The sequence below is a fragment of the Virgisporangium aliadipatigenens genome (genome assembly GCF_016863615.1).
In the GTDB taxonomy this organism is placed as follows: Bacteria; Actinomycetota; Actinomycetes; order Mycobacteriales; family Micromonosporaceae; genus Virgisporangium; species Virgisporangium aliadipatigenens.
The window spans coordinates 1-26,864 of the sequence record NZ_BOPF01000005.1 but is presented as its reverse complement, the minus strand read 5'-3'; the positions used below and the strand labels follow the sequence as shown (position 1 = coordinate 26,864).

Here is a 26,864-nt window from a genome sequence, read left to right as displayed (position 1 = left end):
GGCGTCCCATCCCCCACAACGCGAGCGTGTGACACGGTCGGGCCTGCTACACGCGTAGTGCCGACGTCCCCAGGCCGCGCGGCGCGAAGAGGTGCCCGGCGCCGCTGTTGGTGAGCGGGGCGCGGTGTCCCGCGCCGCCGGCGCGCAGTTCGGCCTCGCCGTAGCGGACCGTCGCGCGGTGCCACAGCAGGATGCCGGCCATCCAGTCGCGCAGCTGGTCCACATAGGACTCCATCGCCGCACGCGCCCCGTCGGACAGGTCGTGCTCGTCGTAGAGCGGCGCCAGTTCGGTGGCGACCTGCCGTTCGAACTGTTTCATCCGCGCCGTCATCACGTCGTTCACGACCCGCACCGCCGCCGGCCGGTCGACGTCCAGGAAGTGCTGGAAGACCAGGACGCCGTTGTTCAGCTCGCCCTCGAACTCCACCTCCTTCTGGTAGGAGAAGAGGTCGTTCATCAGGCAGGCGTAGTCCATCGCCGCGTTCTCCAGGCTCCGGACCTGCCGAGACCCGAAAACTTCCGGGGGAACGGCATGAGCCCGGGCCAGTCGCGCCAGGCTCATCGTCAGCTCGGAGCCGAACGTGTGGCGCCGCATCTCCAGGTAGTCGATCGGGTCGGGGATGCGGTTCTGCATCATGTTCTGCAGCTCCCACGGCCAACTGTCGATCATCTCGACGATCGCCCGGCGGAACTCCACCCGCTGCGCACCGTCCAATGTGGACACCGTGCGGCGCCACATGTCGGCGAGCCCGACCTCCACCGGATCGACCGGGGTCCGGACCGGTTCACCGGCGAGCGGCATGAAGTCCCGCAGCCCGCGCACGAACGCCGTCGCCGCCGGCAGGTTGCGCGAACGCCCGAACAGGATCGGGAAGTGGTCGTCCGCGTACGTACCCCACGTCAGCCAGCCGGTGCTGGTGTTCAACTGTTCGGCCGACGCGTGCCGGTCGATGGCCGCCGCACACAGCGCCAGGTCCAGCCCGCGCACCATCTCCTCGCTCCACAGCCCGGAACCGGGCTGTCCCGGCCACGGCACCGTCATGCCCATGGCGCGCGGCCAGGCCACCCCGAAGCGCCGCGCCTCCTCCAGGTGCGGGCTGGTCCGCGCCTCGAACGGCAGGTAGAACTCCGGCAGCGCGGTCGGCCCGACCCGGGTGAACGGCACGTGCCGCTGGCTGCGCACCCGCACGCCCGCCCCGAACAGGCGCGCGGCCGCCGTGCCCAGCCCGGTCGGCCCGGAACGCGGCGCCTTGTTCATGTAGCGGCTGGAGCGCATGTGCCACTCCTGGCCGCCGGACTGCCAGTCCTGCAACCCCTGCACGTACCGCGCGACGTCGCCGGCTCCGGCGGGGTCGACGCCGTGCTCCACGAACAGCGGCACCAGTTCGGTCAGCGCCGTGTTCTCGAACTGCTGCAGCCGCGAGGTCACCAGGTCGTTCACCCGGTCGGCGGCCTCCTGCGGGGTGCAGCCGAGGAACCCCTCCACGACCAGCACGCCGTTGTTGAGTTCGCCCTCGCGTTCGGTCTCGCGCTGGTAGGAGAAGATGTCGTTGCGCAGGTGCACCCCGTCGGAGAAGGCGTCCTTCAGGACGCGCATCGGCCGGGTGGCGGCGATGACGTCCGGCACCTCCGCGTCGAGCGCGTGTTCGACCAGATCCGCCGACCACGGCGCACCGCCCACCCGGCGGCGCATCTCGACGTACTCGACCGGGTTCGGCACGCGCTTGTCGTTGATGTTCGACAGCTCCCACAGCGACTCGGCGAGCAGGTGCACCGTGCTCACGTGGAACCGCCTGCGCCAGCCCGTCGACCGGAACGGCACGGTGCGCCGCCACAGGTCGTCGAGCCCCTTCTCCACCGCGTTGGTCGGTGCGGGAACGGGCGTCCCGTCCTCGACCGGCATGTACAGCGGCAGCCGGTCCAGGTACTCCTTCGCGCCCCTGGCGTCGCCGGTCTTCTTGTACAGCTCCAGGAAGTGGTCGTCGAAGAAGAAGACCCACACGTACCAGTCCGTCACGAGGTCGAGCCCCTCGGCGGTGGCGTCCGGGTGCGTGTAGGCGCACAGCAGCGCGTAGTCGTGGTTGTCGAAGTCCGCCTCGTCCCAGATGCCGGAGCCCTCGATCATGTCCATCTCCCGCGCCCATCGCTTCGAGTGCACGCGGGCCCGTGCCAGGTGCGGGCTCAGCCGGGCCGGGTGCGGCTGGTAGAACTCCGGGAGCCGGAAAGGCTGTGTCACAACACTTCCTTCGCAGGTATGGGTGGGAGCGCGAACGTGACGGTCTCCTCGGCGGTGCGCCGTTCGACGACCGTCACGGGGCCGAGGCCGCCCAGCGCGGCGGTCACCTCGTCCACGAGATGGGACGGCGCGGAGGCGCCCGCGGTCAGGCCGACGACCTTGACGCCGTCCAGCCACTCGGGCCTGACGTCGCGCACGCCGTCGATCAGGTGCGCCCGGGTGCCGTGCCGGCGCGCCACCTCCACCAGGCGGCGCGAGTTCGACGAGTTGCCGGAGCCGACCACCAGCACCAGGTCGGCGTCGCCGGCCAGCGCGCTGACCGCCTCCTGCCGGTTGGTGGTGGCGTAGCAGATGTCCTCCGCCGCGCTGCCGCGCGCCTCCGGGAAGCGGCGCACGAGGCGTTCCACCACGTCGCGGGTCTCGTCCAGGGCGAGCGTGGTCTGCGCCAGGTAGGTGACCCGCGTGGGGTCCGCGACGTCGAGACCGTCCACATCGGACGGAGACTGCACCAGGACGGTGCGCTCCGGCGCCTCGCCGAGGGTCCCGTCGACCTCCTCGTGACCCGAGTGTCCGATGAGGACGATCGTGTCCCCGCGGGCCGCCGCGCGGCGCGCACCGGCGTGCACCTTGGCGACCAGTGGGCAGGTCGCGTCGATCACGTCCAACCCCCGCGAGGCCGCCTCGGTGCGCACCGCCGGCGAGACGCCGTGCGCCGAGAAGACCACCGTCGAGTGCGGCGGCACCTCGTCCAGTTCCGCCACGAAAACGGCGCCCCGGGCGGAGAGCGCGTCGACGACGTGGCTGTTGTGGACGATCTGTTTGCGGACGTAGACCGGGGCGCCGTGGACCGCGAGCGCCCGGTCCACGATCTCGATGGCCCGCTCCACCCCCGCGCAGAACGACCTCGGCGCGGCCAGCAGCACCGTGCGCGGACCGGAGACGGCCAGCCACTCGTGCAGCGCCGGCGCCCCGGCGTGCTCCACGCCCAGCCCCACCCCGCCGGGCAGGAACGCCGTGGTCGTCCCGTCCTCGTCGAGCGGCCCCAGCGTCACCGGAATCCCTTGCCGCACAAGCGAACCGGCGAGCAGCGGCGCCGCGGGACACTCGACCGGGGGCGCGCCGTCCCGGTCGAGTGTCGTCGCGACCCTCACTTCTCCCTGCGGGTGGCGAAGGCGGCCAGGGCCCGCAGTTCGGCCGCCGCCGGGCCGTGCGGCCGCGCGGTGTCGAGGTGACCCAGCGCGCGGCCCAGCAGATCGTCCGCGGCGCTCTGCCCGAACGCCCGCCCGCCGGCCGTCTCGATGAGCCCGGCCAGCACCGCCAGGTCGTCCTCGTGCCCGTACTTGAGGGACAGTTCGTCGCCGGCCGGGGTGCCCGAGGACATGGCCGCCACGACCGGGAAGGACTTCTTGCGGCTGGCCAGGTCCGAGTGCACCGGCTTGCCCGTGACGGCCGGGTCGCCCCAGATCCCGAGCAGGTCGTCCACCTGTTGGAACGCCAGTCCCAGCAGTTCCCCGAACGCGCGCAGCGCCGCCACCTGAGCCGGCGACCCGTGCCCGAACCACGCCCCGAGCGCGCACGCGCAGCCGAGCAGCGCACCCGTCTTGTTCTCCGCCATGGCGCGCACCTCGGCGAGCCCCACGCTCTCCCGCGACTCGAACGCCAGATCGGCGCTCTGCCCGTCGAGCAGCCGCTGCACGGTGGCGTTCACCATGCAGATGCCGATCCCGTACGGCGCCCCGGGACCGGGCGGACCCGCCTCCGCGAGCACCTGGAAAGCCAGTGCCAGCAAGGAATCCCCGGCCAGGATCGCCTCGTCGCGGCCGAACACGGTCCACGCCGTCGGCCGGTGCCGGCGGGTCACGTCCCCGTCCATGACGTCGTCGTGCAACAACGAGAAGTTGTGCACCAGCTCGACGGCGACGGCGGCCGGCACCGCGCGGTCCGGCAGCCCGCCGACGGCCGCGGCCGACAGCAGCGCCAGCGCCGGCCGCAAGGCCTTGCCCGCGTCGGCCGCGATCGGGCGGCCGTGCTCGTCGGTCCAGCCGAAGTGGTAGGCGCACACCCGCCGCATCGAGCCGGGCAGCGAGTCCACCGCGGCGCGCAGCGCCGGGTCGAGCGCCGTCCGGCTCCAGGCGAGCACCTCCCCCGCCGGACGGCCGGCCGCGACCGGAGTCGTCTCCAGAGCGGTCATCGCTCGACGATCCCCAGCTCGACGTTGTCCAGCACCCCGAGCGCGTCCGGCACCAGAACGGCCGCCGCGTGGTAGGTGCTGACCAGGTAGGAGATGATGCCGCGCTCGTCGATGCCCATGAAGCGCACGTTCAGGCCGGGCTCGTACTCGTCCGGCAGGCCGGTCTGGCGCAGCCCGACGACGCCCTGCTCCTCCGCGCCGGTGCGCATCGCGACGATCGACGTCGTGCCCGCCTCCGACACCGGAATCTTGTCGCACGGCAACATCGGCACGCCCCGCCACGCGGCGAGCCGGTGCCCGTCCAGCTCGACGTGCCCCGGGTAGAGACCGCGGCTGCTGCACTCCCGGCCGAACGCCGCGATCGCCCGCGGGTGCGCCAGGAAGTACTCCGTCTTGCGCCGCCGCGACAGCAGGTCGTCCAGGTCGTCCGGGGTCGGCGGGCCGGACCGGGTGTGGATGCGCTGGCGCAGGTCGGCGTTGTGCAGCAGGCCGAACTCGCGGTTGTTGAGCAGCTCGTGCTCCTGCTTCTCGCGCAGCGCGTGGACGGTCAGGCGCAGCTGCTGCTCCGTCTGGTCCATCGGGTGGTTGAACAGGTCCGCCACCCGGCTGTGCACCCGCAGGACGGTCTGCGCGACGCTCAGTTCGTACTCGCGCGGGGCCGCCTCGTAGTCGACGAACGTCCCCGGCAGCACCGGCTCGCCCTCGTGGCCGGCGGCCAGGGCGATCTCCTTCTCGCCGTGCTTGTTCTGCGGCTTCGCCCTCCGTTCGCGCACCCGCTCGGCGTGCTGGTGGATCGCGCCGAACTGCTCGAACACCTGCCGCCGCGCGATCAGCACCGTCGTCCTGGTGAGCGCCTTGACGGTGCTGTCCCAGAGGACCTCGTCGCCGGCGATCGCCTCGTCGCCCAGGTGGTCGCCGTCGGCCAGCACCCCGATGACGGACGGGTTGCCGAACTCCCCGTCGCGCAGCACCTGCAGCTTGCCGTGCGCCACCAGAATCACCCGGTCGACCGGCCGGCCCTGTTCGGCGAGCACGTCGCCCGGGTTGAACTCCTGCTGCTCGAACCGGCCCGCGAGCGCGGTGAGCACGCCGGTGTCGGTGAAGCCGCGCAGGCTCGGCAGTTCCTGCAGCTCGTTCGGGATGACCCGCACGTCGGCACCGGTGTTGGTGAACTCGATACGCCCGTCGCCGACCGTGTACGTCAGCCGGCGGTTCACCCGGAAGGCGCCGCCCTTGGTCTCCACCCACGGCAGCACCTTCAGCAGCCAGCGGGAGGTGATCTCCTGCATCTGCGGAACGGACTTGGTGGTGGAGGCCAGATTCCGGGCGGCCCTGGTGCTGAGGGACGTCGGCTCCTGCGTGGGCCCGGCCTCGATCGCCCGGCGCTCCTCGACGACGGTCATCAGCCCTCCAGCCCGAGTTCGACGTTATCGAGCACGGCCAGCGCGTCCGGCACCAGCACCGCGGCCGAGTAGTAGGCGCTCACCAGGTAGGACATGATCGCCTGCTCGTTGATGCCCATGAAGCGCACGTTGAGGCCCGGCTGGTACTCGTCCGGCAGGCCGGTCTGGTGCAGGCCGACGACGCCCTGGTTCTCCTGGCCGGTGCGCATCAGCAGCACCGACGTGGTGCGGGTGTCGGTGACCGGGATCTTGTTGCACGGGAAGATCGGCACGCCCCGCCAGGCCGGCACGCGGTGGCCGTGGAAGTCGACGTTCTGCGGGTAGACGCCGCGCTTGCTGCACTCCCGCCCGAACGCCGCGATCGCCCGCGGGTGCGCCAGGAAGAAGGCCGGCTCCTTCCACACCATCGAAAGAAGTTCGTCCAGGTCGTCCGGCGTCGGTGCGCCGGCCCGGGTGGAGGTGCGCTGGCGCAGGTCGGCGTTGTGCAGCAACCCGAACTCGCGGTTGTTGACCAGTTCGTGCTCCTGCTTCTCGCGCAGGGCCTCGACGGTCAGCCGCAGCTGCTGCTCGACCTGGTTCATCGGCTCGTTGAAGAGGTCCGCGACGCGGGTGTGCACGCGCAGGACGGTCTGCGCGACGCTCAGTTCGTACTCGCGCGGGCTCTCCTCGTACGCCACGTAGGTGCCGGGCAGCCGCGGTTCGCCCGCGTGGCCGGCCGACATCGCGATCTCGGCCTCGCCGTGCGCGTTCTGCGGCTTGCGCTGCCGGCTGAGGAGCCGGCTGATGTGGGCGCGCAGGGAGCCGCCGTCGCCGTTCATCTGGTCGTAGGCGCGCCTCGGCAGCACCAGCACGGTGCACTTCGTCAGTGCCTTGACGGTGAACTCCCAATGGGCGTTCCCGTCGGCCAGCACCTGGTCGCCGAAGTACTCCCCGTCGGCGAGCACACCGAGCACGGTGTCGTCGCCGTACTGGCCCTGGCCGACCTTGCTCACCTTGCCGTGGGCGAGGAGGAAGAGCCGATCGGCCTCCTGCCCCTGGCGCACGATGACCTCGCCGGCCGAGAACTCCTGCTGGCTGAACCTGTCGGCCAGCGAGCGCAGCGCCGTCAGGTCGTCGAACTCCCGCAGCACCGGCAGCTCGCGCAGTTCCTCGGGAATGACGCGGATCTGCGCGCCGGTGCTGGTGAAGGTGATCCGCCCGTCCCCGACGGTGTAGCTGAGGCGGCGGTTGACCCGGAAGGCGCCGCCCTTCGTCTCCACCCACGGCAGCAGCTTGAGCAGCCAGCGGGAGGTGATCTCCTGCATCTGCGGAACGGACTTGGTGGTGGTCGCCAGGTTGCGGGCGGCGGCGGTACTGAGGCTGAGGCGCTCTTCGGCGTCCCGACCGGCCGGTGTGTCACGGCCGGCGTCAACTACCGTCACGGTGCTTTTCCCCGTTCATTTTGATGACGTGCGGGCAGCATGAACTCGCGCCGTGTGGGCGGCGCGCGAATGGGATCGGATTTCGGAACGGCTCCCGTCCCGGGAGTCACTGTCCGCAGCGAAGCTATCACCCGTTCGGCCAGTGCCGGCCTCGTTCCTTCGAACTGTTCACCCGTCACGAGCGCGTCTGCCCGGCACCTACGCTTGCCGCCGGACTTCACGGGGGGATCGATGAACGAGGCCGCATTCGTGGTGACTGCGGCGTCGTCGCAGCTGCCCTGGACCGTCGCCGCCACGGCGCTCGCCACACTCCGTGGGCGCACCGCGGTGGTGTACCTGAGCGGCGGCCGTTCGCTTCCCGCCGGGGATCCGTTGCGCCGCGCGGCGGAGACCTACCTGGAGCTGCGCGCCACCGCCCGGGACCCGCTGCCGGCCGCCCGGGTCGCCGCCCACGTGCGTCGGCTTTCCGACACGCACGACCTCGTGTTGATCTGCGGCGACGAGGCCCTGCTCGTATCATCCGGCCCCGGCTCGGCCACCCTGTCCGAGGTGGCCGCGCTGGCCGGCGCGCGGGTCCTCCTGGTCGTCGAGGACTCCCCGGACGGGGCCAGGCACGCCGCCCTCGCGTCGGCGGTGCTGTCCGTGCCGCTGTCGCTCGCCGCGGTAGGTCCCGGTGATTCGCTGGAACGTCTCGTCGCCCGGCCGGTCGCCCGCATCCCGCACCGCCCGCCCCTGGAGCCCGGCCGCATCGCCGCGGCGGCCCCCACCTGGCTCTCCCCTTCCCTCGGCGGCGCACCCCCGCCCACTCCCACGCCGACCGCCACCGGACCGACCCCCGCCTCGCGGCCGCACGGCCCGACCGTGCTCGCTGTGGTGATCGCGATCGTCGTGGCGTTGTGCATGGTGGCCGACTACTGCGACGTCGGCCCCTTCACCGAGGACGACGCCTCCCACTCCGGGAGCATCAACTACGACGAGTCCGACCTCGAGCCGGAGCCGATGCGGCCGACCGCCGCCCGCAATTGCGCTCCGACGGGATATCCCGCCACGCACACCACCCCGGACACGGCGACCACCGACCGCGTGAACGCCGCCTGGGCCCGCATCGAGAGCCGGCTCCACGCGATCGCACCCTCGGCGTTCGGCGCGCTGCGGCCGCCGGCGACCCCGGCCGAGGTGGCCGCCGTGGAGAACCGCGTGGGAAGCGCGCTGCCGGCCGACGTGGTGGCCTCGCTGTTGCGCCACAACGGCGTCTCGCCGGCCGCTTCCACCTTCCTGCCGCCGTACTTCGACCTGCTGGACACGACCGGCATGACGGATGTCTGGGGGCAGTACTGCGCGTTGGACGATCCGAACTGGCAACGCCACTACCTGCCGATCGCCACCGGCCCCGACGCCACCTGCCTCTTCGTCATCGCCGGCCGGGGACCCGACGCCAACCCGAGCCTGTTCGTCTACGACCCGGAAGCCGGCCCGCCGCACACCCAGCGCGACGGCTCGCTGGTCGCATTGCTCGAGGGCGTCGCGAAGTCCCTGGAGACCGGCGAGCCCCATCACGGCGACCGCCCCGCACTCGGCCCGAACGGCACCCTCACCTGGGGATCTTGACGGGCGGTCGCTCATATAGGTCAACATGCGAAGTTGACCTGTATACGCTACCGCCCATCAAGATCACCCGGCCGTTCAGCTGAGGCGGAACACCGAGGCCGCGCCGGACTGACGGCCGATCACCAGCTTCCCGCGTTCGTGACGCACACAGCGCGCCGCGTCGGAGGCGAGCCGCAGCGCCACCCCGCCCCGCACCGGCACCCGCGTGAAGCTCGCGGCACCCGGATCAGCCGTCGACGACGGCACGAGCCGCAGCGACCCGTCGACCACGCACACCACCCGGTCCGGGTGGTTCACCGAGGTGATCGTCTCGAAAGACCCGCCGAGCGCGGACGGCCCGAAGCGGTACTGGCTGTCCGCCAACTCCCGCAGGTCGGTGTCGACCCGCAGCGCGAAGTCGAGGTGCCGCACGAACCCGTACGGCGAATCCCCCGGCGTCAGCCGCACGATCGGCCCGCCCGACCCGACCGGCACGCCGAACAGCGGTGTGCCGTCCCGGTGCCAGTAGAGCTTCTGGACGCGGGCGTGCCGGTTCGGGTCGTAGAGCGGGTCGCCGGCGATGTCGCGGTAGTCGCGCGCGTGGTAGACGAGCACGTCCGTCTCGCCGTCCTCGGCGACGGTGAAACTGTTGTGGCCGGGCCCGTACCGCCGTGTTCGCGGGTCGGTGACGAAGATCGGGTCCGGCGTCTTCACCCAGGACGCGCGGTCGAGCAGGTTCGCGCGGGCGTCGGCCGTGAGCAGGCCCATGCAGTACCGGGAGTCCGTGGCACTCGCCGAAAAGGTAAGAAAAATACGGCCGTTGCGGATCAGCACCGCGGGGCCCTCGTTCACCCTGTAGCCCAGGATCTCCCAGCTGCGCGTGGGCGTCGTGATCCGGGTCGGCTTGGTGGCCAACGTCCACGGCGAGGCCATCTCCGCGATGTACAGGCTGCTGTTGACGGCGATCTCCGGTTCGCCCTGCGCCCACACCAGGTACCGCTTGCCGCGGTGCGCGAAGGTGGTCGCGTCCAGCGAGAAGCTGTCCCACTCCGTCCGGATCTTCCCGAGGAGCCGCCATCCGGAGGCGTCCCGCGGGTCGGCGAGGGCCGATTCGAGCACGTACATCCGCACCCGGAAGACGTCGTCCGAGTCGCCGGCCGCGAAGTAGATGTACCAACGGTTGTCGATGCGGTGCAGTTCCGGGGCCCAGATGTGGCCGCCCATGGTGCCGCTCGCCGGCCGGCGCCACACGACCGTCTCGGCCGCGTCGCCCAGCCCGGCCAGCGTCGGGGCGCCCCGCACCACCACCCGGTCGTACTCGGGTACCGAGCCCGTGAAGTAGTACATGCCGCTGATCCGATGGGTGACGAACGGGTCGGCACGACGTTCGACCAAGGGATCTTTGGTCGTGACGCCGTAGATCTCGGCGTCCGTCCGCGGCTCGGGCGCCGCGTCGGCGACGGACGATGCGGTCGAACCGGCAACCGCGCCCACCGCTGCCAGACCGATTCCGCCCCGCAGGAGCGTGCGTCGGCTGATGTCGAAGCCCATGGCCGCCTACCTGGTCCTGATCCGGAGGAACGTGACGGAGTTCGCCGGGAACGTGTGCATGAAGCGCTGCTTGACGCCCCTGAGCGTGGTGGTGACCGGCAGGATCGGCTCGGCGGTGCGGGTGTTCTGCTCGCCGGGGTCGCCCGTCAGGACGGTCATCGTGGCGGTGCCCTTGACCCGCCGCCCGAGGTCGAGCTTCGTGGCGGCCGGCTTGTCCTGGGCGTTGACGACCTTCACGATCATCTCGCCGGTGCCGTCGTCCTGGGTGACGACCTGCGCGAACGGCTGCCCCGGCGCCTGGTTGTCGTCGTAGGAGCCCCACTCGACGCCGTCCAGGAAGAGCGTCATCCTGGTGCCCCGCACCGAGATTCGCACGTCGTACGTGTGGCCCGACTCGATGGTCTGCGGCTTGGCGTAGATGACCTCCTTGCCGCCGCCCTCGCCCTTCTGGATCGCGCCCTGGGTGTTGTTCCAGCCGCCGATGTTCCACCAGTAGAGCTCGTTGTTCGGCTGCACCCCGAACGCGATGAGGAACCCCTCCCGCCCGGACTGCTTGGTGGCCTTGAGGGTCAGGTCGTAGTCGGTGGCCGTGATGTTGCCGGCCTTGACGAGCGTGTCCTCGGCGACGGCGTCGGACTGCGCGTAGGCGCCGTTCACGACGGACCAGGTGCCGCGCGGCTCCACCGGGGTCCACCGATCGGCGTTGCCGCCATTGAAGTCGTCGCTGAACAGCACGGTGCCGTCGGTGCCGGTGACCTTCACGTCGTCGTAGGTGGAGGCGGTTCCCCAGGTGGACAGGCCGATGCCGCCGGTGATCGGCTTCGGGTCGGTGGAACCGGGCGGCCCGGTGAACGTGCTCGGCAGCACGCGGTCGCCGACGTTGTTCATGAACAGCTTCTGCATCTGGTAGCTGGTGGTGCCCCAGGACTCGTCGTTGTCGAACCAGATGAGGTCCGGCCGCCACTGCGTGTTGTCGATGTTGGCGAACAGCGGCGCGTAGGAGGCCATCCGCACGACGTCGGCGTTGCGTTCCAGGCCGGTCATGTAGGCGCCCTCGGCGAGCGAGTTGAACCACTTCGCGTCGCGGGAGGCGTACTCGCCGAGGAACACCTTGGGCCCGTTGCGGTCGTAGGCGTCGTAGCGCCGGTTGTTCTGCAGGAACCAGGCCGGGTTGTTGTAGTAGTGCTCGTCGACCATCTGCACGCCGGCCGCCTTGTTCTTGGCCCACAGGTCGTCGAAGGTGCCGCCCGCGTCGTCGGGTCCGGAGTTGCTGACGACGACGATCTCCGGATACCGCTGGGCGATCGCCGCACGGAAGCGCAGGAAGTTGGCGAAGTACTCGTTCGGCAGGTTCTCCTCGTTGCCGACCGCCACGTGCGTCAGCCCGAACGGCTTCGGGTGCCCCATGTCGGCCCGCAGCCCGCCCCAGGTCGAGGTGACCGGCCCGTTCGCGAACTCGATCAGGTCCAGCGTGTCCTGGATGTGCCGCCGCAGCAGGGCCTCGTCGCCGGTGGCCCGATTCTGCCCGCAGCCCGTCACCAGAGCCGGCACCACGGGCAGCGCCATCGCGCCGATGTCCTCGGCGAACTGGAAGTACTCGTAGTATCCGAGCCCGTAGGACTGGTTGTAGCCCCAGAAGTTCGCGTTCGTGGCGCGGCTCTCGACCGGCCCGACGGTGTCCTTCCACTGGAACGCCCGCGCCCGCGGGTAGTTCGCCGCGGCGTCGTAGCCGTACATGCTGCCGGTGTTGACCAGGCATCCGCCCGGGAAGCGCACGAAGCCCGGGTGCAGGTCGGCCACCTTCTGGGCGAGGTCCTTGCGCAGCCCGTTCCGCCGCCCCTTGAACGTGTCCCGCGGGAACAGCGACACCATGTCCAGCCGCACCGTGCCCGTGCCGAACGCCCGCACGGTGAGCCGCCCGACGTCGGAGGTGGCGCTCGGGGTCAGCGTCCCGCCGTAGGCGGCCCACCCGTCGCCCTGAACGGTGCGGCGCAGCGGCGCCGCGAGGGGGTTGCCGGCGGCGTCGTGCAGCACCACTTCGAGCGGCGTGCCGGCGACCGCGTCGGTGCGCGCGAAGACGGAGAAGTCGTAGGCCGCGCCCGCCTTCAGCGGGACTCCCGTGTCGAAGCCGGCGTTCGTCACGCCGGTCCAGCCGCCGGCCGGGCTGTTCGCCGAGAGTTTCAGGTAGGTGCGGTTGCGCTCGTTGAGCCGCGCGTCGTCGTCCACAGTGGACGCGTTGCCCGCGCCGCCGTCGCCGGCGACCGGAGTCCACCCGGTCAGCCCGGTGAACGCCCGGTTGTCCACCGGCAGGAACTCGAAGGAGCGGTTGCGCAGCAGTTCCGCGTAGAGGCCGCCGTCGGCGGCGTAGTTGATGTCCTCGAAGAAGACGCCGTACTGCTGGGGGCCGAGGGCGGCACCACGCCCGGCCGGGTTGACGGTGATCGTGTACTCCGGTGGCTCCGCGGGCGGGCCGGCCTGGGCGGGTGCCGTCGCGACGAGCGAGGCGACCGCCAGAACTGCCACACCTGTGCGGAGTCGGATGCGTGTAGCGGCCACGCACTCCTCCTGAATCCAGGGCTGGGGGTGTTAACGCACACATCCGGAGCTGACCGGCAAGGTCAAGTACTGGGGGCGACGGGTATGTGAACGTTAACGAGCGACCCCGAGTATCGATGGATTCACCGACGCTCGTCAATACCGGCAGGGGTGTCGCTCCGGCCGGCGATCGGTCATGATCTGTGCCCATGTGGGCAGTCCTGGCCGTGGTCGCCGCTCTGTTGGCGCCCGCGCCCGCACCCGTCGCGGACGATCTCGAACGGGTGCTGCGCGTGGCGACGTTCAACATCCATCACGGCGTCGGCGCGGACGGCCTGGTCGATCTCGACCGGATCGCCACGGTCCTGCGCCGCACCGGCGCGGACGTGATCGGGCTGCAGGAGGTCGACCGCCACTTCCATTCGCGCAGCGGCTTCGTCGACCAGGCCACGGTGCTGGCCGCGAAGCTCGGCATGGACGTCGCGTTCGCCGCCAACCTCGACCTGGAACCGGCCGCCCCGGGCTGGCCCCGGCGCCAGTACGGCACGGCGATCCTGTCCCGCTACCCGATCCTGGACTCCGACAACACCCCGCTGCCGCGCACCGGCGTGCACGAGCAGCGGGGCCTGTTGCGGGCCCGGATCGGCCTCGGCGGGGTGCCCGTCCAGCTCTACACCACGCATCTCCAGCACGACGACGCCACCGAACGCCTCACCCAGGCACAGGCGGTCCGCGACCAGCTGGCCCGGCGGCGCGGCGCTCTCGTGCTCCTCGGCGACCTGAACGTGACGGCCGGCGCCGCGGAGATCACCACGCTGACCGCGTCGCTCTCCGACGCGTGGGGCGCCTGCGGCGAGGGCTCCGGCCACAGCTACCCCGGGGACGCGCCGGCCGCACGGGTCGACTACGTCATGACCTCCCGTGCCGTGACGGCCCGGTGGGCGGGCGTGCACGCGGACCCGCTCGCCGTGGCCGCCTCGGACCACCTGCCCGTGGTGGCGACCCTCAGTGTGTGATCGCGTCGCGGTGCTCAGCCCTCGACGGGGTCCAGGGAGTCCACCGGCGCGGTGCGCGGCGAGTCCTGCAGATTGCGGTTGTGGCGCGGCTCCTTGCGGCTCCTCGCCTCGTGCAGCTGCCGCTTGAGTTCGTCGCGCACCTGGTGCAGGGCCCTGTTGAGGTCTTCCTCGGAGGAGGTGGCGACGACCTTCGGCCGGCCGGCGATCCAGCACTCCATCGTGACCTTCTGACCGCGGGCCGCCCGGTCCTTCACCGAGACCTCCAACTCCACCCGGTCGGCGTCGTAACCCGCCAGGCCGTTGTCCAGAGTGGACAGTTGCTCGGCGATCCAGTTCCGGTCGCCTTGGGAGAACCCTCCACCGATCCGCAGGCAGTCGTCGACGGTGGCGGGGTTCGCGCGTGTGGTCATCAGGACGACCTTTCACTCGACGGCATGATCGTCTCGCGTACCCCGCGTGACACCGGACAAAACGAACGACGACCCAACCTCGCCGGGCCCGTCGACGTGTGTACTGGTGTGGAGTTCCGGGAGTTCGTGCGGCAGCGCGGGCATGCGCTGTCGCGGGTCGCGTACCTGCTGACCGGCGACCACCAGCTGGCCGAGGATCTCGTGCAGACCGCGCTGGCGCGGGCCGCCACGCGCTGGGGCCGGCTGGCCGCCGGCGGCGACCCGGAGCCGTACGTGCGCCGCATCATGCTCAACGAGCGCACGACCTGGTGGCGCCGCCGCCGCTACGAGCACGTCGGGCTGCCGGCGACGTTCGACGCGGTGCCGAGCGGGGTCGACGAGGCCGAGCGGGTCACCCGCCGGGTCACGCTGCTGGCCGCGCTCGCCCACCTCTCCGCCCGGCAGCGCGCGGTGGTGGTGCTGCGCTACTTCGCCGACCTGTCGGTCGAGGAGACGGCGCGCGAACTGGGCTGTTCCGCCGGCACCGTCAAGAGCACGACGTCGGACGCGCTCGCGCGGCTCCGCGAGTTGGCCGTCGACCTCGGGAAGGTGACGTGATGGTGCGCGAACTCCTCGACGAGCTGGCCCGCGACGTTCCCGACTACACCGATCCGGACCGGGCGCTCGCGGCCGCCCGGGCGATGCGGCAGCGGCGGGTGGCCGCCACGGTCGGCGCGGTCGCGGCGGTGCTCGCGCTCGTGGCGGGTGTGCTCTGGTGGCCGAGGGGCGCACCGCTGGTGCAGCCGGCACCCGCGCGGTCCCCGAACGTCGTCGAGGTGGAGAACCTCCCGGACGGCGCGCTCGGCCGGGTCCGCCTGATCTACCGGCCACGCTGCGACGGCCCGTGCATCGAGCTCGTCGTCGTGATGGCCGACGGCGACAAGTACCGCGTGCGCGGCCCGAACTGGAACATCCCGTCGCTGTCACCGGACGGCCGCTGGCTGCTGACCGACGGCGACGGGTGGCGTCAGGTCTTCAAACTGCGCGATCTCACGGCCGACGGCACCGGCGACCGGCCGCTGCCGCGGGAGTACCACGCGTCGGAGTGGAACCCGATGACCTGGTCGGCGGACAGCCGCTGGCTGCTCATGTGGGGCTTCCGCCGCGGCAGCGGCCCCGACGAGTTCGCCCGCGTCGACCTGCGGGACGGCACCGAGGTCGTCTACACGCCGCCGGACGGCACCGACGTGCACACCGTCCTGCCGAACGGCGACCTCGTGGTCGCTCCCCCGGGGTGGACCGGCCCGCAGCCGCCCCGCCTGGTGAACCCGGCCACCGGTGCCGAACGCCCGCTGGCCCCGCTGGACGCCGCCCTGCCGGCCGGGCAGGAACTGCTCACCGGCGCGACGATGCCGGCCCTCGTCTCGCCGGACGGCCGCCGCCTGGCGTTCGAGATCCGGCAGCAGCCGAACCGGACCGTCGGCGTGCTCGAGGTCGACGCCGAGACCGGTGCGCTGCTGCGCCGGTTCGACCTGCCCGCCGACGGCACGTGGCGCCCCGTCGCGTACGCGCCCGGCGGCATCGCGCTGTTCGACGGCCGGACGCGGGTCGGACTGCTCGACCCGGCCACCGGAACGGTCACCGAGACGGCCGCCCTGCCACCGGTCGAACAGCTTCTGCTCCCCGGCGCCCGCACCTGGCACTGATCGACGAGCGCTCAGCCGTCGATCTCGGCCGCCTTGTAGTACCCGCCGTCGACGAGCACCCGCCGGTAGTTGTTCTTGTCCACGTTCACCGGCTGCAGCAGGAACGTCGGCACCGTCTTCACGCCGTTGTTGTACTGCGTGGTGTCGTTGATCCGCGGCTCGCCCCCGGTCAGCAGCGCGTTGGTCATCTGCACGGCCACCTTCGCCAGTTCCCGGGTGTCCTTGTAGACCGTCTGCGTCTGCTGGCCCTTGGCGATCAGCTTCACCGACTCCAGCTCGGCGTCCTGACCGGTCAGCACCGGCAGCTTCTTCGCGGGCGTGCCGTAGCCGGCCTCGGTGAGCGCCTCCAGGATGCCCCGGGCGATGCCGTCGTTCGGGGCCAGCACCCCGTCCAGCACGACAGTGGGGTAGCCGGCGGCGAGGATCCGCGCCATTCGGGTCTTCGCCTTGGCGCCGTCCCAGCCCTTGGTGGCCACCTGGTCGAACGTGGTCTCGCCGCTGCGCACCAGGAGCCGCCCGGCCGCGATGTACGGGCGGAGGACGCTCATGGCGCCGTTGTAGAAGACGGTCGCGTTGTTGTCGTCCGGTGAGCCGGCGAAGATCTCGACGGTGACGGGACGCCCGCCCGGAGTGGCCAGGCCGAGGAAGTCGACGATGGCGTTCGCCTGCAGCACACCGACCTTGAAATTGTCGAACGTCGCGTAGTAACTGAGGTCGCCGGTGTCACGGATCAGCCGATCGTAGGCGATCGTGGGGATCTTCGCCGCGGCGGCCTTCGCCAGCACCTGGGTCAGCGCGCTCCCGTCGACCGCGCCGATGAGCAGCGCCTTGACGCCCGCGCCGATCATGCCGTCGAGCTTGGTGACCTGGTCCTGCACGCTGTCCTCGGAGAACTCCAGCGTCGTCTTGTAGCCGAGCAGCGTGAACTGCTTGACCATGTTCTCGCCGTCGGCGATCCAACGCGTCTGCTTCTTCGTCGGCATCGAGATCCCGACGGTGCCCCGGTCCGGCGGCTTGACGGCGTTGACGACGTCGTCGGCGGTGCTCGCGCAGCCGGCCGCCGCCGACACCGCCGAGGCAGCCAGTGCAGCGGAGAGAGTTCTGCGCCGCACGCGCACGCCGGCAATGTCCACCCGACCATTCTGATGACAAAATTTCGCTTTCACGGCCCAAATAGCCGAAAAGGCCGCCCGGCCCGCTCGGTGTCGGTCCAGCCACCGCCGTCGACAGCGGCGGCGTGCGCGTCGTTCCTCCGCGATACGGTCGACCCATGATCGCAGCGGTGGTGTTCGACCTCGACGGCGTCATCGTCGACTCAGAGGTCGTCTGGGAACGGGTCCGGCGCGGCTACGTCGCCGACCACGGCGGCCGGTGGCCCGACGACGCGCAGCATCGGCTGATGGGCATGAGCACGCCCGAGTGGGCCGCGTACCTCGCGACGGAGTTCGACATCGCGGGGCTGGACCCGAAGGCGGTCGCCGAGGACGTCGTGAGCGCGATGGCACACGAGTACACGCGGCACCTGCCGTTGATCGACGGGGCCGCCGAGACCGCGCACGCCGTGGCCGGACGCTGGCCGGTGGCGGTCGCCAGTTCGTCGCCGCCGCGGCTGATCGAGGTGGTGCTGGCGACGATCGGGCTCGACGTGCCCTGGGTCTCCTCCGAACAGGTCGCGCGCGGCAAGCCGTTCCCGGACGTGTATTTGGCGGCGGTCGGGCGGCTCGGCCTGTCCCCGGCGGAGTGCGCGGCGGTCGAGGACTCCAGCAACGGCCTGCGTTCGGCGCACGCGGCGGGCACGCGGGTGGTGGCGGTGCCGCGCCCGGAGTACCCACCGGCGCCGGACGCGCTGGCGCTGGCCGCCCTGACGGTGCACGACATCCGCGAACTGACCGTCGAACGGCTGGCCGCCCTGTAGAACGTCCACTGTGCACTGTCCACTGTGGTGCGTCGACGACGACCCGCCTAGGCGGCCGAGGTCTGCTCGAGGATGAGCCGGCGGACGTGTGCCCGCAGCCAGCGGTGCGCCGGATCGCGGGCGTGCCGCTGGTGCCAGGCCAGCACGACGGGAACGGCCGGCACCTCGACCGGCAGCGGTCGCGACGCGAGCCCGTAGCTCGCCAACTGTGCGGCGAGCAGGCCGCCGGGCACGCAGACGACGAGGTCGCCCGCCGCGACGATCTGCATGGCGATGGCGACGGTGGGCGCCGTGAGCAGCACGTGCCGGCGCAGGCCCGCCGCCTCCAGCACGTCGTCGACCAGGTCGTGCAGGCGGCCCCGGCGGGAGACGATGACGTGCCCGAGGCCGGCGAAGCCCGCCGGGGAGCCGAGCGCGTCGAGGCGCGGATGGTCGGCGCGAACGGCGGCCACCAGCCGGTCGTGGGCGATCGTCGAGGACTGCATCTCGGCGGACTCCGCCGGATCGGAGCTGACGCGCAGGTCCACGTGCCCGCGCCGCAGGTCGTCGGAGGTCGACGCCGGCTCGGCGAGGAAGCGCAGGCGCAGCCTCGGCGCCTCGGCCGGCAGGATGCGCGCCAGGCGCGGCGCCAGGAACTCCGCCAGCGCGTCGTTGCACTGCAGGGTGTACGTGCGCGCGATCGTGCGCAGGTCGACGTCGGCGTCGCGGTGCAGCAGCGACTGCGCGCGATGCACGAGCGCGTGCACCTCCGCGCGGATGCTCTCCGCGTAGGGCGTGGTGACCATGCCGCGGCCGGAGCGCACCAGGATCTCGTCGCCGGTGGCCCGACGGATGCGGGCCAGCGTGCGGCTCATGGCCGGCTGCGACAGGTGCAGGCGATCGGCGGCGGCGCCGACGCTGCCCTCTTCCAGCAGGACGTCCAGGGCCCGGAGCAGGTTCAGGTCGATATGCACCATGGTAATGCGAACCATATCTTCTATGCATTTGAAGTCATGTCCTGAGCCGGTCAGGATCGGCGCATGCGAGTTGTCGTAGCGGGTGGCGGACTGACCGGGCTGACCGCGGCCGCCGTATTGCGCCAGGCGGGATGGGAGGTGACCGTCGCCGAACGGGCACCGGCCATCCGCGCCGCCGGCGCCGGAATCGGCCTGTGGCCCAACGCCTTTCGGGTGTTCGCGGGGATCGGTGCCGCCGAGCGGATCGCCCGGACCGGCCGGACGGTCGACACCTGGTTCTACGACCCCGCCGGTCGTCGGGTGCGCGCCGAGGGGTTCACCGACGCGCACCACCGGTTCACGCTGGTGCCGCGCGCACCCCTGAACGACCTGCTCGCCGACGCCGTCGGCCGGTCGAACATCCGCCTCGCGGCCCGGGTCGTCCGGTTCGAGGAACGCGCGGAGGACGTGGCGGTGCACCTGTCGACCGGCGAGGTGCTCACCGGCGACCTGCTCGTCGGCGCCGACGGGGTCTACTCCGACGTTCGGGCGCAGCTGGTGCCGGGCAGCGAGGCGGTGCCGCACGCCGGGCACCACTCCTGGCGCGCACTGGTCCCCGCCGGCGGAGAACGGCGGGACGGCACCGTGCTGACCGTCGGCCGCGACCGCACCCGGGGCGGCTACTCCCGCATCTCCGGCGACACGACCATGTGGATGGTGAACCAGTTCGGCTGCGGGGAGCTGAGCGGCAGCAAGCGGGAGCAGGCGCTGGAGCGCGCGCACCGGATGAACGACGACGGCTGGCACGACGACCTGATCCGCATGATCGAGGCGACGCCCGAGGAGTCCATCCTCGCCAACCAGGTCATGATGGTGCCGCCGCTGCCGACCTGGACCGGTGCCCGCACGGTGCTGATCGGCGACGCCGCCCACGCGCTGTCGCCGCACATCTCGGCCGGCGGCACGCTCGGGATCGAGGACGTGGGCGTTCTGGCGGGCACGCTGAGCGCGCAACCCGACCTGTCGCTCGCGCTGCGCGAGTACGAGAAGGCGCGGATGCTGCGCTTCGATCGGGTCCGGGAGTTCTCCGCCGCGGTGGAGTCCGCCGCCGACGCCGCCGCGTTCGCCGAGCGGTACGCCCGCTTCACCCGCTGGATGCTCGATGGTTGACTGGCTGGAACTGACGCGTTCGTTCGTCTCGTCGCCGTGGCTCTACGCGATCCTGATCGCCGTCTCGCTGCTCGACTCCTTTCTCCCGCTGATTCCGAGCGAACCCGTCGTCATCCTCGCCGGGGTCTACGCGGCCAGCGGGGAGACCGAGCTGGTGGCGGTGATCGCGGCGACCGCGCTCGGGGCGTTCCTCGGCGATCTGGTCCCCTACGGCGTCGGCCGGGCCATGGAGGAACGCCTCCTCAAGCGCCTGCCGCCCGGCACCAAGCGCCGTAGAACCCACGACTGGCTCGCCGCCGAACTCGACCGGCGCGGCGGCTTCGTGCTCGTCTCCACGAGGTTCATCCCGGTGGGGCGGTACCTCGCGACGTTGACCACCGGAATGGTCGGCTACCCGTTCGGGCACTACGCCTTCTTCACCGGCATCGCCGCCGTCGCCTGGAGCGGCTACACCGTCCTGTCGGGATACGTGGGCGGCGCGCTCTTCCGGGACAACCCGCTGTACGGGATCGCCGTCGGGGTCGGCCTGGCGCTCGTGGTGACCGTGATCGTGGAGGCCGTTCGCCACGCGCGCCGCCGCAGGGGAGCCGGCGATGCCGACCGAACGTGAACGGGTCGCCGAGGCCGTCGTGCGGCTCGCCTACGCCTGCGACGGGAAGGACTGGGCCGGCCTACGGGCCCTGGTCGCCGACCGCGTCCGCTACGACGCCTCCCGGCACCGGGGCGGTCCCGCGGTCGAGCTGAGTGCGGCGGAGTTCACCGCGCTGGCGCGCCGGTCGCTCGACGGGTTCGACACCACGCACCACGCGCTCTCCAACCTGCTGGTCACCGTCGACGGGGACGCGGCGCACTGCCACGCCTACGTGGTCGCCTACCACCACGTCAGCACCGGGCCGGGCACCGTGGACTTCTGCACGATGCGCGGGCGGTGCGAGTTCCGGCTGGTGGCGGTGGGGTCGCAGTGGCGGGTCAGGGAGTGGACGGTGGTGCGCACCGGGCCGCTCGAGGGCTCGGCCGAGGTGTACGACATCGCGGCCGCCCGTTCGCGCTGACGGGTGGGCTACCGCGGGAACAGGCCGGTGAGGTCCGGGCGGCCGCCGACCCGCGTCACGGTACGGCCGGACGCCGCCACCGCGCACCGGGCGGCGTCCGGGACCGGATAGCCGGCCAGCAGCCCCACGGTCAGCGCCGCCACGAGCGAGTCGCCGCCGCCGGTGGTGTCCCGCACCCGTTCGGGGCCGTCGGGGACGACCAGGTGGTGCACCGTCTCCTCATCCCGCCAGGAGAACAGGTTGCCGCCGCCGTCGAGGGCCAGCGCCACGACCCGCGGCCCGCGGCGCAGCAGGGCTTCCGTCGCCTCCCGCAGCGCGGCACCGTCCACACTGGACACGTCCGTCCACTGTGGAGCCTCGCGGGCGTCGGCCCGCAGCACGTCGGCGAGCAGGAGCAGGTCGTCGCGGGTGCCGTCCGGCGGCGCGCCGTCGAGCACCACGAGGGCGCGCGCGGTGCGCCCCAGCCGGGCGGCCGACACGACGGCCGGGGCCGGCTGCTGCAACTGCACCAGCGCCGCCGCCGCACCCTCCACAATGGACGCGGACGACGTCACGTCGCTCGTGTGCAGCTGAACCCGTTCCCCCAGATGCTCGAAATAGCGATAGTCCCCGGACGGCAACAGCACCTCGACGATCAGCCCGGTCGGACCCGGACGGCGCACGACGCCGGAGACGTCGATCCCGTCGGACGCGGCGCGGGCCAGCAGCGCGTCACCGACGTCGTCGTCACCGGCGACGGCCACGAGCGACGGGCGGGCGCCGAGCTGGGCGAGCGCGACGGCCTGATTGGCCCCCTTGCCGCCCAACTCCTCCACCCGCTCGCGCACGTCGACCGACGAACCGGCGTCCGGGATCTCCGGCGCGCACAGCACCAGATCCCGGGCGAGCTGCCCGAACACCACCACGCGAGGCCTGTCCACCCCGTCGTGCTACCCGCGTCGGGGGCGATCAAATCTGCCAGACGTCCACCCAACTGCTGCCCTCGGACTGCCAGTTGGCGAGCAGGTGCCGCCCGTCCGCGCTGAACGCCGCCCGCACCCGCTGCGCGACGCCGCTGTCGACCCGGAACAGCTCACGCTCGTTCTTGACCTCGATCAGCGACACGGCGGCGGTGTGGCTGCCGACCTGGTCGGTCGAGACGCGCAGCCGCCCGTCGGGGCTCACCGTCTCGGTCCGGAACCCGTCGACGCGCGTGCGCCCCGTGTAGCCCGGGTGCCGCCGCTGCCACTCCTCCCCCACGACCTTCTCCAACTTGCTGCCGGTGCCGAGGTCCCACAGCGTCGCCACGGAACGCCGGTACCGGCCCACCCGCACCCCGCCGTCGGCCTCGGCGAGCAGCCGCCAGTCGGCCTCGTTGACCAGCACCGTCACCGGCGGCCCCGACTCGGTGAACGTCGTCAGCAGCCGCCCCGACGCCACGTCCCACACGTAGAAGCGCCCCTCCGGATCCCACGACACCAGCCGCAGCTGACCCGCCGGGTCGAAGAAGACGTGCCCGTGCAGCGGCCGGTCGGTCTGGAGTTCGTGGACGACGGCCGCGTCGTCGATGGTGCGCACGCGCACGTGCGCGCCGCCGCCGACGCACTCGACGAGCCAGCGGTGATCCGGGGTCAGCACCCACTCGCCGGTGTTCGTCAGGTGGTGCCGCCGCGCGTAGGTGTCGTCGGCCTCGGCCGCCCGGGCGGTGCCGACCACGGTCGCCGGCCGAACGTGCGCACCGATGCCGCACCGCTGCTCCACCAGCGTTCCGCCGCGCGCCGCCGTCAGGTCGAACACCCGGTCGTCGGCGGTGCGCACCTGCGCGAGCAGGTCCCCGGCCCGGTACTGGCGGCCCTCCTCGACCAGCCAGCGCAGCAGCCGCGCGCCCTCCTCGGGAACGGCCCAGGAGAGCGGTTCGACCCGCCAGCCGGGCGGCTCAGCGGCGAGCGTGCGCGCACCGGTCGCCCAGCGGCAGGCGCCGCGCAGGATCGCCAGTTCGGGGGCGGCGGTCTGGTGGATCCGCACACCGAGGCCGTTGTAGAGGGTGGCGGCCACGTGCGGCAGCAGCGCACCCCCACCCACCAGAACGACCCCCGCCAGCTGCGGCAGCGTCGCCCCGGCGCGGGCCACCACCGCGCGGGCACTGGCCAGCAGCCAGCGCAGGCCGGGGTCGGCGCTGCGTTCGAGGTCCATGCGGGTGAGCCGGAACGGCGGCGCGTCCGGCGCCAGCTGGTCCACGACCTCCTCCGCGTCGCGCAGCCGGTGCTTGAGCCCCCGCACGAAGTCCCGCGCGCGGTGCAGGACGGCGGGGTCCTCGATGCGGGGTTCGAGCCAGTCGTACAGGGCTACGCGCAGGTCGCCGAGGAGCAGTTCGTCGACGTCCTGGCGGGCTCCGGCGGTCTCGGTGGCGAGCGTGTCGGCCCGTTCGCCGCGCAGGCGCAGGAGGCTCACCGTCCAGGTGGCACCCAGGTCGCAGACGAGCACGTGCGCCCCGTCCTCGAACGGCTCCAGCGCCGGGTCCAGCACGGCGGCCGTGGCGGCCCCGACCAGTTCGACATCGGGAAAACCGGCGGCGGACGCGGCGGCGACGACGAGCTCCCGGCGCGGGTCGGCGCGCTCGTAGTCGGGCGGCAGGGTGAGCGCCAATCGGTCCATGGCGAGGCCGTGACGGCGTTCGGCCTCGGCGCGGACGGTGGAGAGGTAGGCCGCCAGGGCCTGGTCGGTGGCGACCTGCCAGGCGCCGAAGCGCACCGGCTCCCCCACGTCGAGCGCGGGGCGCACGCCGGGCGCGAAGCCGGCCGGGTTGTGGTCGCGGCGGCGGAGTGCGGCGCCACCGACGTGCAGGTTCCCCTCTTCGAGATAAACCGCGGAGGGCCAGCGGGGTGCGCCGGTGGAGGGATCGGGAAGGACGTTCATCCGGTCGTCCAGGACCGAGGCAGCGGCTGTTGCCCAGGTTCCGCAATCCACCACCAGCAGGGAATGTGCCATGGGGCGGTCTCCCACCTGTTGCGGAGCGTCAATGTGTGAATGCTCGCAGCAGGGTAGAAGACGTCAGTTTCGCGACAGTTAACAATTCGCGATCATGAAACTCGTTTGTGTGACGGCTCTTCGGGCGCATTCTTCGGGGCGCGCCCGCCGTCCGGCGGACACGCCCCTCGCTACCTCAGGCCCTGGCCCGTCAGTGCCTCAGGCCGCTGTCCAGAAGACGTAGTCGGCGCCGTAGCGGACGCGGGCGTCCTTGGTCACGCCCGGGGTGCAGGCGGTCGTCGGCTTCACGCCGCCGCTGGTGCGCACGCGGCTGATGTGGGTCACCGGGTCGAGCGCCCCCGCCGACTCGTGGGTGACGTTCAGCAGCAGCCACGCGATGGTGCCCTCCTTCGGCACCGACTGGGCCGGCGGCAGCTGGCCGAGCAGCGTCGAACCGTCCCGGGTGTAGGTCCACCGCGGCCCGGCACCGTGCTTGATGCGGCCCGGCGTGCCGTAGCGGAGCAGGGTCGCGTCCGGCGTCGACGAGCCCGACCAGGCGCCGGTACCGTCGGCCTGCGTGGTGCAGGTGTAGATCTGCACGCCGGTGACGACCTTGTACGCCGAATGGATCTTGAAGCCGGCACCGGGCGTCGGCGCGCCGGCCGGAAGAGAGAAGCGACCCGGGATCGAGGTCTGCGCCGACGCGGTGTCGGCAAAAGCATAGGTGGTCCCGCCGGCCACGAGAGCCGCCGCGAATGCCCCCACCACGGCGAACTTCGTCCAGGACTTGCGATTACGCGCTGTCATAACCAACCAGACGGGCGGACCCGGGGGGACAGTTCAGCGCTTCACCCTTTCTTCAGGTTTGTATAAGGGATCCAGGGATTTCATGCGCGTAAGGGCAGCCGGATCGCCGTTCGCGCCCGTCCGTAACGCTTCCCTCCGTGACGCCTTCTTTGCGCGCGTCCGTGGCGTCACCCTTGCTCTGTCTCCGTGAGGTTCTTCTTTGCGCGCGTCCGTCGGGGGCGCGACCGCTGCCTCCCGGGCCGCACCGCTCCGGGCCGATCCGCTCCGCGTGATCGGCCGCTCCGCTGCCACGTCCGCACTCCGCTCCCTGGCGGCCGGCGGCCGGGCGGGCACCGATGACCGGATGACACACCAGGTACCTCATTCGGCCGAGATGACGTACCTGACGTGTCCTCCGGTCACTCGTCGACGCACCCCAGCCGGCGCACTCGGACGTCGGGCTCGTCGGCACTCCCGGGCGGCGGGTTCTCGGCGCGCTCACGGAGGGTTCGCGGCCGCGAGGCGGCGCAGGTATCCGGCGAGCCGGCGGACGTCGTCGGCCTTCCAGCCGGCGGTGAGCTCGGCGAAGACGCCGTCCTGCCAGGCGTGCGCGGCGGCGAGCAGTTCGGCCCCGGCCGGCGTGACGGTGAGCGCCGCCCGGCGCGCGTCCCCGCCGGCGGCGGCGCGTGCGACATACCCGTGCGCGACCGCCGCCGAGACCAGCCGCGACGCGCCGGACCGGTCCAGCCCGAGCTGCTCCGCCACATCGGTGACGGTGACGGCCCTTTCGCCGATGTCCGCCCCCGCGGCCGACGCCGCCACGGCCTCCACGACGAGGATGTCCTGCACGGCCGAGTCGGTGCCGGCCGCCACCCCCGGAGCCCAACGCCGCGACCAGTACCGCACGAGGTGGAACAGCGCCGGCCCGGCCCCTCTGCTTGATGCGTGCACATTGCACACGTTAACGTGTGCGATATGCACACGTCCACGGTCGAGATCGCACTGCGCTGGCACGCCGCGGCCGGCAGCGGCGACGCCGAAACCCTGCGCGCCCTCTCCGCTCCCGACATCGAGATCGTCGGCCCGCGCGGCACCGCACACGGCACGCAAGCGCTGGACGACTGGCTGCACCGGGCCGGCCTCATCTGGACAGCGCTGCGCACCTTCGAGGGCCCGAACGGCGCGGTCGTGGTGGAGTCCGAGGCGGTATGGCAGGCCGACCCGGCGACCGCGACCGTGGTGGCATCCCACTTCACCGTCCACAGTGGACGCGTGGTCCGCTTCGCCCGCCACGCCGACGTGGCGCACGCACTGCGCGCGGCCGACATAGCCCCCTGACCCCGTCGACCTACGGCCCCAGCAGCACCAGACCCGAACGCACCGGCACCGCCAGCACCGTCTCGGCGTCGCGCACCAGTTCCCGCACCTCCGGCGAGAGCGCGGCCCCGCGCACCTCGTGCGGCGCACCCGACACGTACAGCGCCGCCAGCGCCGAGTCCGCCGCCAACGCGAACGCCCGCCCGCCCACCGACGGATCCACGTACCCACGCACCGCCGCGACGGTGAGCGTCTCCCCCTCGGGGTCGATCCGCAGGAGGGCACCGCCGGAGGCGTTCGCACGCCGGCACAGGGCGTCGAGCAGCGCCTCGGCCGCATACAGTTCCGGCAGGCCGCTCCTGTCCAGGAGCCGCAGATACTCCGCGATCGCGTGCGCGGGCCGCCGAACGTCGTTCATACGCACGCGTATCGGCCTCCCGGCCACCACCCTGAGCAAGCTCACTCATTGTGCACGCGCCCTCAGCGCACAGTTCGCACGCACCGGCTCTGACCTGCGGATTTGCGCGTTCCCGTACCCGCACTTGAGCCCACCCTGAACCGACCTCTGCACAGTGGGTTACCGAGATGACCACCCCACAGAATGCGCAGGGTCGAACGATGAGGTTCAGGAAAGCCGTCGTACCGTTGCTGGCGATAGCCGCTGGTTCGGGGTTTCTGGTGTGGTCCTCGGGCGTGGCCGCCGCAGCC

The 26,864-nt window shown here is 72.0% G+C and carries 24 protein-coding genes; 9 read left to right on the top strand and 15 right to left on the bottom strand.

Annotation, left to right across the window (positions count from 1 at the left end):
• Window positions 1-46: 46 nt before the first annotated feature.
• From Val02_RS08850 to Val02_RS08830, 5 genes are all read right to left on the bottom strand, one after another.
• Window positions 47-2,236 carry a terpene synthase family protein gene (locus Val02_RS08850; RefSeq protein ID WP_203898454.1) on the bottom strand — a complete coding sequence of 730 codons (2,190 nt, stop codon included), beginning with the start codon at window positions 2,234-2,236 and terminating at the stop codon, window positions 47-49.
• A complete protein-coding gene (gene ispH, locus Val02_RS08845) occupies window positions 2,233-3,195 on the bottom strand; it encodes a 4-hydroxy-3-methylbut-2-enyl diphosphate reductase (protein ID WP_203898543.1) in 963 nt (320 codons plus the stop codon). The genes Val02_RS08850 and ispH overlap by 4 nt, the downstream gene beginning before the upstream one ends.
• Before the next feature lie 188 nt (window positions 3,196-3,383).
• The gene (locus Val02_RS08840) at window positions 3,384-4,427 is read right to left on the bottom strand and encodes a family 2 encapsulin nanocompartment cargo protein polyprenyl transferase (RefSeq protein ID WP_203898453.1); all 1,044 of its coding nucleotides are present in this window, start codon (window positions 4,425-4,427) and stop codon (window positions 3,384-3,386) included.
• Complete coding sequence (locus Val02_RS08835; protein ID WP_203898452.1) at window positions 4,424-5,830, bottom strand: family 2B encapsulin nanocompartment shell protein; 1,407 nt, start codon at window positions 5,828-5,830, stop codon at window positions 4,424-4,426. The genes Val02_RS08840 and Val02_RS08835 overlap by 4 nt, the downstream gene beginning before the upstream one ends.
• Entirely contained in the window at window positions 5,830-7,251 is a 1,422-nt protein-coding gene (locus Val02_RS08830; RefSeq protein ID WP_239152606.1) for a family 2B encapsulin nanocompartment shell protein, read from the bottom strand. Before Val02_RS08830 ends, Val02_RS08835 begins: the two co-directional genes overlap by 1 nt.
• A 231-nt stretch (window positions 7,252-7,482) precedes the next feature.
• Here Val02_RS08830 and Val02_RS48160 point away from each other — a divergent pair, with 231 nt between their 5' ends.
• Window positions 7,483-8,859, top strand: coding sequence for an SMI1/KNR4 family protein (locus Val02_RS48160; RefSeq protein WP_203898451.1), 1,377 nt, complete (start codon window positions 7,483-7,485; stop codon window positions 8,857-8,859).
• Window positions 8,860-8,934: 75 nt separating this feature from the next.
• Here the strand turns inward: Val02_RS48160 and Val02_RS08820 are convergent, their stop codons facing one another.
• Both Val02_RS08820 and Val02_RS08815 read right to left on the bottom strand, forming a co-directional pair.
• Window positions 8,935-10,389, bottom strand: coding sequence for a glycoside hydrolase family 43 protein (locus Val02_RS08820; protein WP_203898450.1), 1,455 nt, complete (start codon window positions 10,387-10,389; stop codon window positions 8,935-8,937).
• 6 nt (window positions 10,390-10,395) lie between these two features.
• The gene (locus Val02_RS08815; protein ID WP_239152604.1) at window positions 10,396-12,912 is read right to left on the bottom strand and encodes an alpha-L-arabinofuranosidase family protein; all 2,517 of its coding nucleotides are present in this window, start codon (window positions 12,910-12,912) and stop codon (window positions 10,396-10,398) included.
• 221 nt (window positions 12,913-13,133) lie between these two features.
• Between Val02_RS08815 and Val02_RS08810 the strand changes: the two genes are divergently transcribed.
• Window positions 13,134-13,940, top strand: coding sequence for an endonuclease/exonuclease/phosphatase family protein (locus tag Val02_RS08810; RefSeq protein WP_203898449.1), 807 nt, complete (start codon window positions 13,134-13,136; stop codon window positions 13,938-13,940).
• A gap of 14 nt (window positions 13,941-13,954) precedes the next feature.
• Here the strand turns inward: Val02_RS08810 and Val02_RS08805 are convergent, their stop codons facing one another.
• A complete protein-coding gene (locus tag Val02_RS08805) occupies window positions 13,955-14,350 on the bottom strand; it encodes an HPF/RaiA family ribosome-associated protein (protein WP_203898448.1) in 396 nt (131 codons plus the stop codon).
• 24 nt (window positions 14,351-14,374) lie between these two features.
• Between Val02_RS08805 and Val02_RS08800 the strand changes: the two genes are divergently transcribed.
• Both Val02_RS08800 and Val02_RS08795 read left to right on the top strand, forming a co-directional pair.
• A complete protein-coding gene (locus tag Val02_RS08800; RefSeq protein ID WP_203898447.1) occupies window positions 14,375-14,947 on the top strand; it encodes a SigE family RNA polymerase sigma factor in 573 nt (190 codons plus the stop codon).
• Window positions 14,947-16,035, top strand: coding sequence for a hypothetical protein (locus tag Val02_RS08795; RefSeq protein WP_203898446.1), 1,089 nt, complete (start codon window positions 14,947-14,949; stop codon window positions 16,033-16,035). Before Val02_RS08800 ends, Val02_RS08795 begins: the two co-directional genes overlap by 1 nt.
• Before the next feature lie 11 nt (window positions 16,036-16,046).
• On the opposite strand, the gene chvE is transcribed toward Val02_RS08795, so the two are convergent.
• A complete protein-coding gene (gene chvE, locus Val02_RS08790; RefSeq protein WP_239152602.1) occupies window positions 16,047-17,168 on the bottom strand; it encodes a multiple monosaccharide ABC transporter substrate-binding protein in 1,122 nt (373 codons plus the stop codon).
• A gap of 137 nt (window positions 17,169-17,305) precedes the next feature.
• On the opposite strand from chvE, the gene Val02_RS08785 reads away from it, so the two are divergent.
• The gene (locus tag Val02_RS08785; RefSeq protein WP_203898445.1) at window positions 17,306-17,950 is read left to right on the top strand and encodes an HAD family hydrolase; all 645 of its coding nucleotides are present in this window, start codon (window positions 17,306-17,308) and stop codon (window positions 17,948-17,950) included.
• A 47-nt stretch (window positions 17,951-17,997) separates the two neighbouring features.
• Here Val02_RS08785 and Val02_RS08780 read toward each other — a convergent pair whose 3' ends face one another.
• Window positions 17,998-18,906 carry a LysR family transcriptional regulator gene (locus Val02_RS08780; protein ID WP_203898444.1) on the bottom strand — a complete coding sequence of 303 codons (909 nt, stop codon included), beginning with the start codon at window positions 18,904-18,906 and terminating at the stop codon, window positions 17,998-18,000.
• A 63-nt stretch (window positions 18,907-18,969) separates the two neighbouring features.
• Between Val02_RS08780 and Val02_RS08775 the strand changes: the two genes are divergently transcribed.
• The 3 genes from Val02_RS08775 to Val02_RS08765 are packed head-to-tail and all read left to right on the top strand — an operon-like array spanning window position 18,970 to window position 21,107.
• Complete coding sequence (locus Val02_RS08775) at window positions 18,970-20,055, top strand: FAD-dependent oxidoreductase (RefSeq protein WP_203898443.1); 1,086 nt, start codon at window positions 18,970-18,972, stop codon at window positions 20,053-20,055.
• A complete protein-coding gene (locus tag Val02_RS08770; protein ID WP_203898442.1) occupies window positions 20,048-20,665 on the top strand; it encodes a DedA family protein in 618 nt (205 codons plus the stop codon). Before Val02_RS08775 ends, Val02_RS08770 begins: the two co-directional genes overlap by 8 nt.
• The gene (locus tag Val02_RS08765) at window positions 20,649-21,107 is read left to right on the top strand and encodes a nuclear transport factor 2 family protein (protein ID WP_203898441.1); all 459 of its coding nucleotides are present in this window, start codon (window positions 20,649-20,651) and stop codon (window positions 21,105-21,107) included. The genes Val02_RS08770 and Val02_RS08765 overlap by 17 nt, the downstream gene beginning before the upstream one ends.
• A gap of 8 nt (window positions 21,108-21,115) precedes the next feature.
• Here Val02_RS08765 and Val02_RS08760 read toward each other — a convergent pair whose 3' ends face one another.
• The 4 genes from Val02_RS08760 to Val02_RS08745 all read right to left on the bottom strand — a co-directional run bounded on the left by Val02_RS08760 (window position 21,116) and on the right by Val02_RS08745 (window position 25,790).
• The gene (locus Val02_RS08760) at window positions 21,116-22,027 is read right to left on the bottom strand and encodes a PfkB family carbohydrate kinase (protein WP_239152600.1); all 912 of its coding nucleotides are present in this window, start codon (window positions 22,025-22,027) and stop codon (window positions 21,116-21,118) included.
• Between the two features lie 28 nt (window positions 22,028-22,055).
• A complete protein-coding gene (locus tag Val02_RS08755) occupies window positions 22,056-24,074 on the bottom strand; it encodes an Hsp70 family protein (protein ID WP_203898440.1) in 2,019 nt (672 codons plus the stop codon).
• A gap of 198 nt (window positions 24,075-24,272) precedes the next feature.
• Window positions 24,273-24,860 carry a DUF3455 domain-containing protein gene (locus tag Val02_RS08750; protein ID WP_203898439.1) on the bottom strand — a complete coding sequence of 196 codons (588 nt, stop codon included), beginning with the start codon at window positions 24,858-24,860 and terminating at the stop codon, window positions 24,273-24,275.
• A 477-nt stretch (window positions 24,861-25,337) separates the two neighbouring features.
• Window positions 25,338-25,790, bottom strand: a complete 453-nt coding sequence (locus Val02_RS08745; protein ID WP_203898438.1) for a MarR family winged helix-turn-helix transcriptional regulator — start codon at window positions 25,788-25,790, stop codon at window positions 25,338-25,340.
• Between the two features lie 24 nt (window positions 25,791-25,814).
• Here Val02_RS08745 and Val02_RS08740 point away from each other — a divergent pair, with 24 nt between their 5' ends.
• Window positions 25,815-26,177 carry a nuclear transport factor 2 family protein gene (locus Val02_RS08740; protein WP_203898437.1) on the top strand — a complete coding sequence of 121 codons (363 nt, stop codon included), beginning with the start codon at window positions 25,815-25,817 and terminating at the stop codon, window positions 26,175-26,177.
• A 10-nt stretch (window positions 26,178-26,187) separates the two neighbouring features.
• Here Val02_RS08740 and Val02_RS08735 read toward each other — a convergent pair whose 3' ends face one another.
• Window positions 26,188-26,574: a hypothetical protein gene (locus Val02_RS08735; RefSeq protein WP_203898436.1), complete on the bottom strand. Its 387-nt coding sequence runs from the start codon at window positions 26,572-26,574 to the stop codon at window positions 26,188-26,190.
• Window positions 26,575-26,864: the final 290 nt, after the last annotated feature.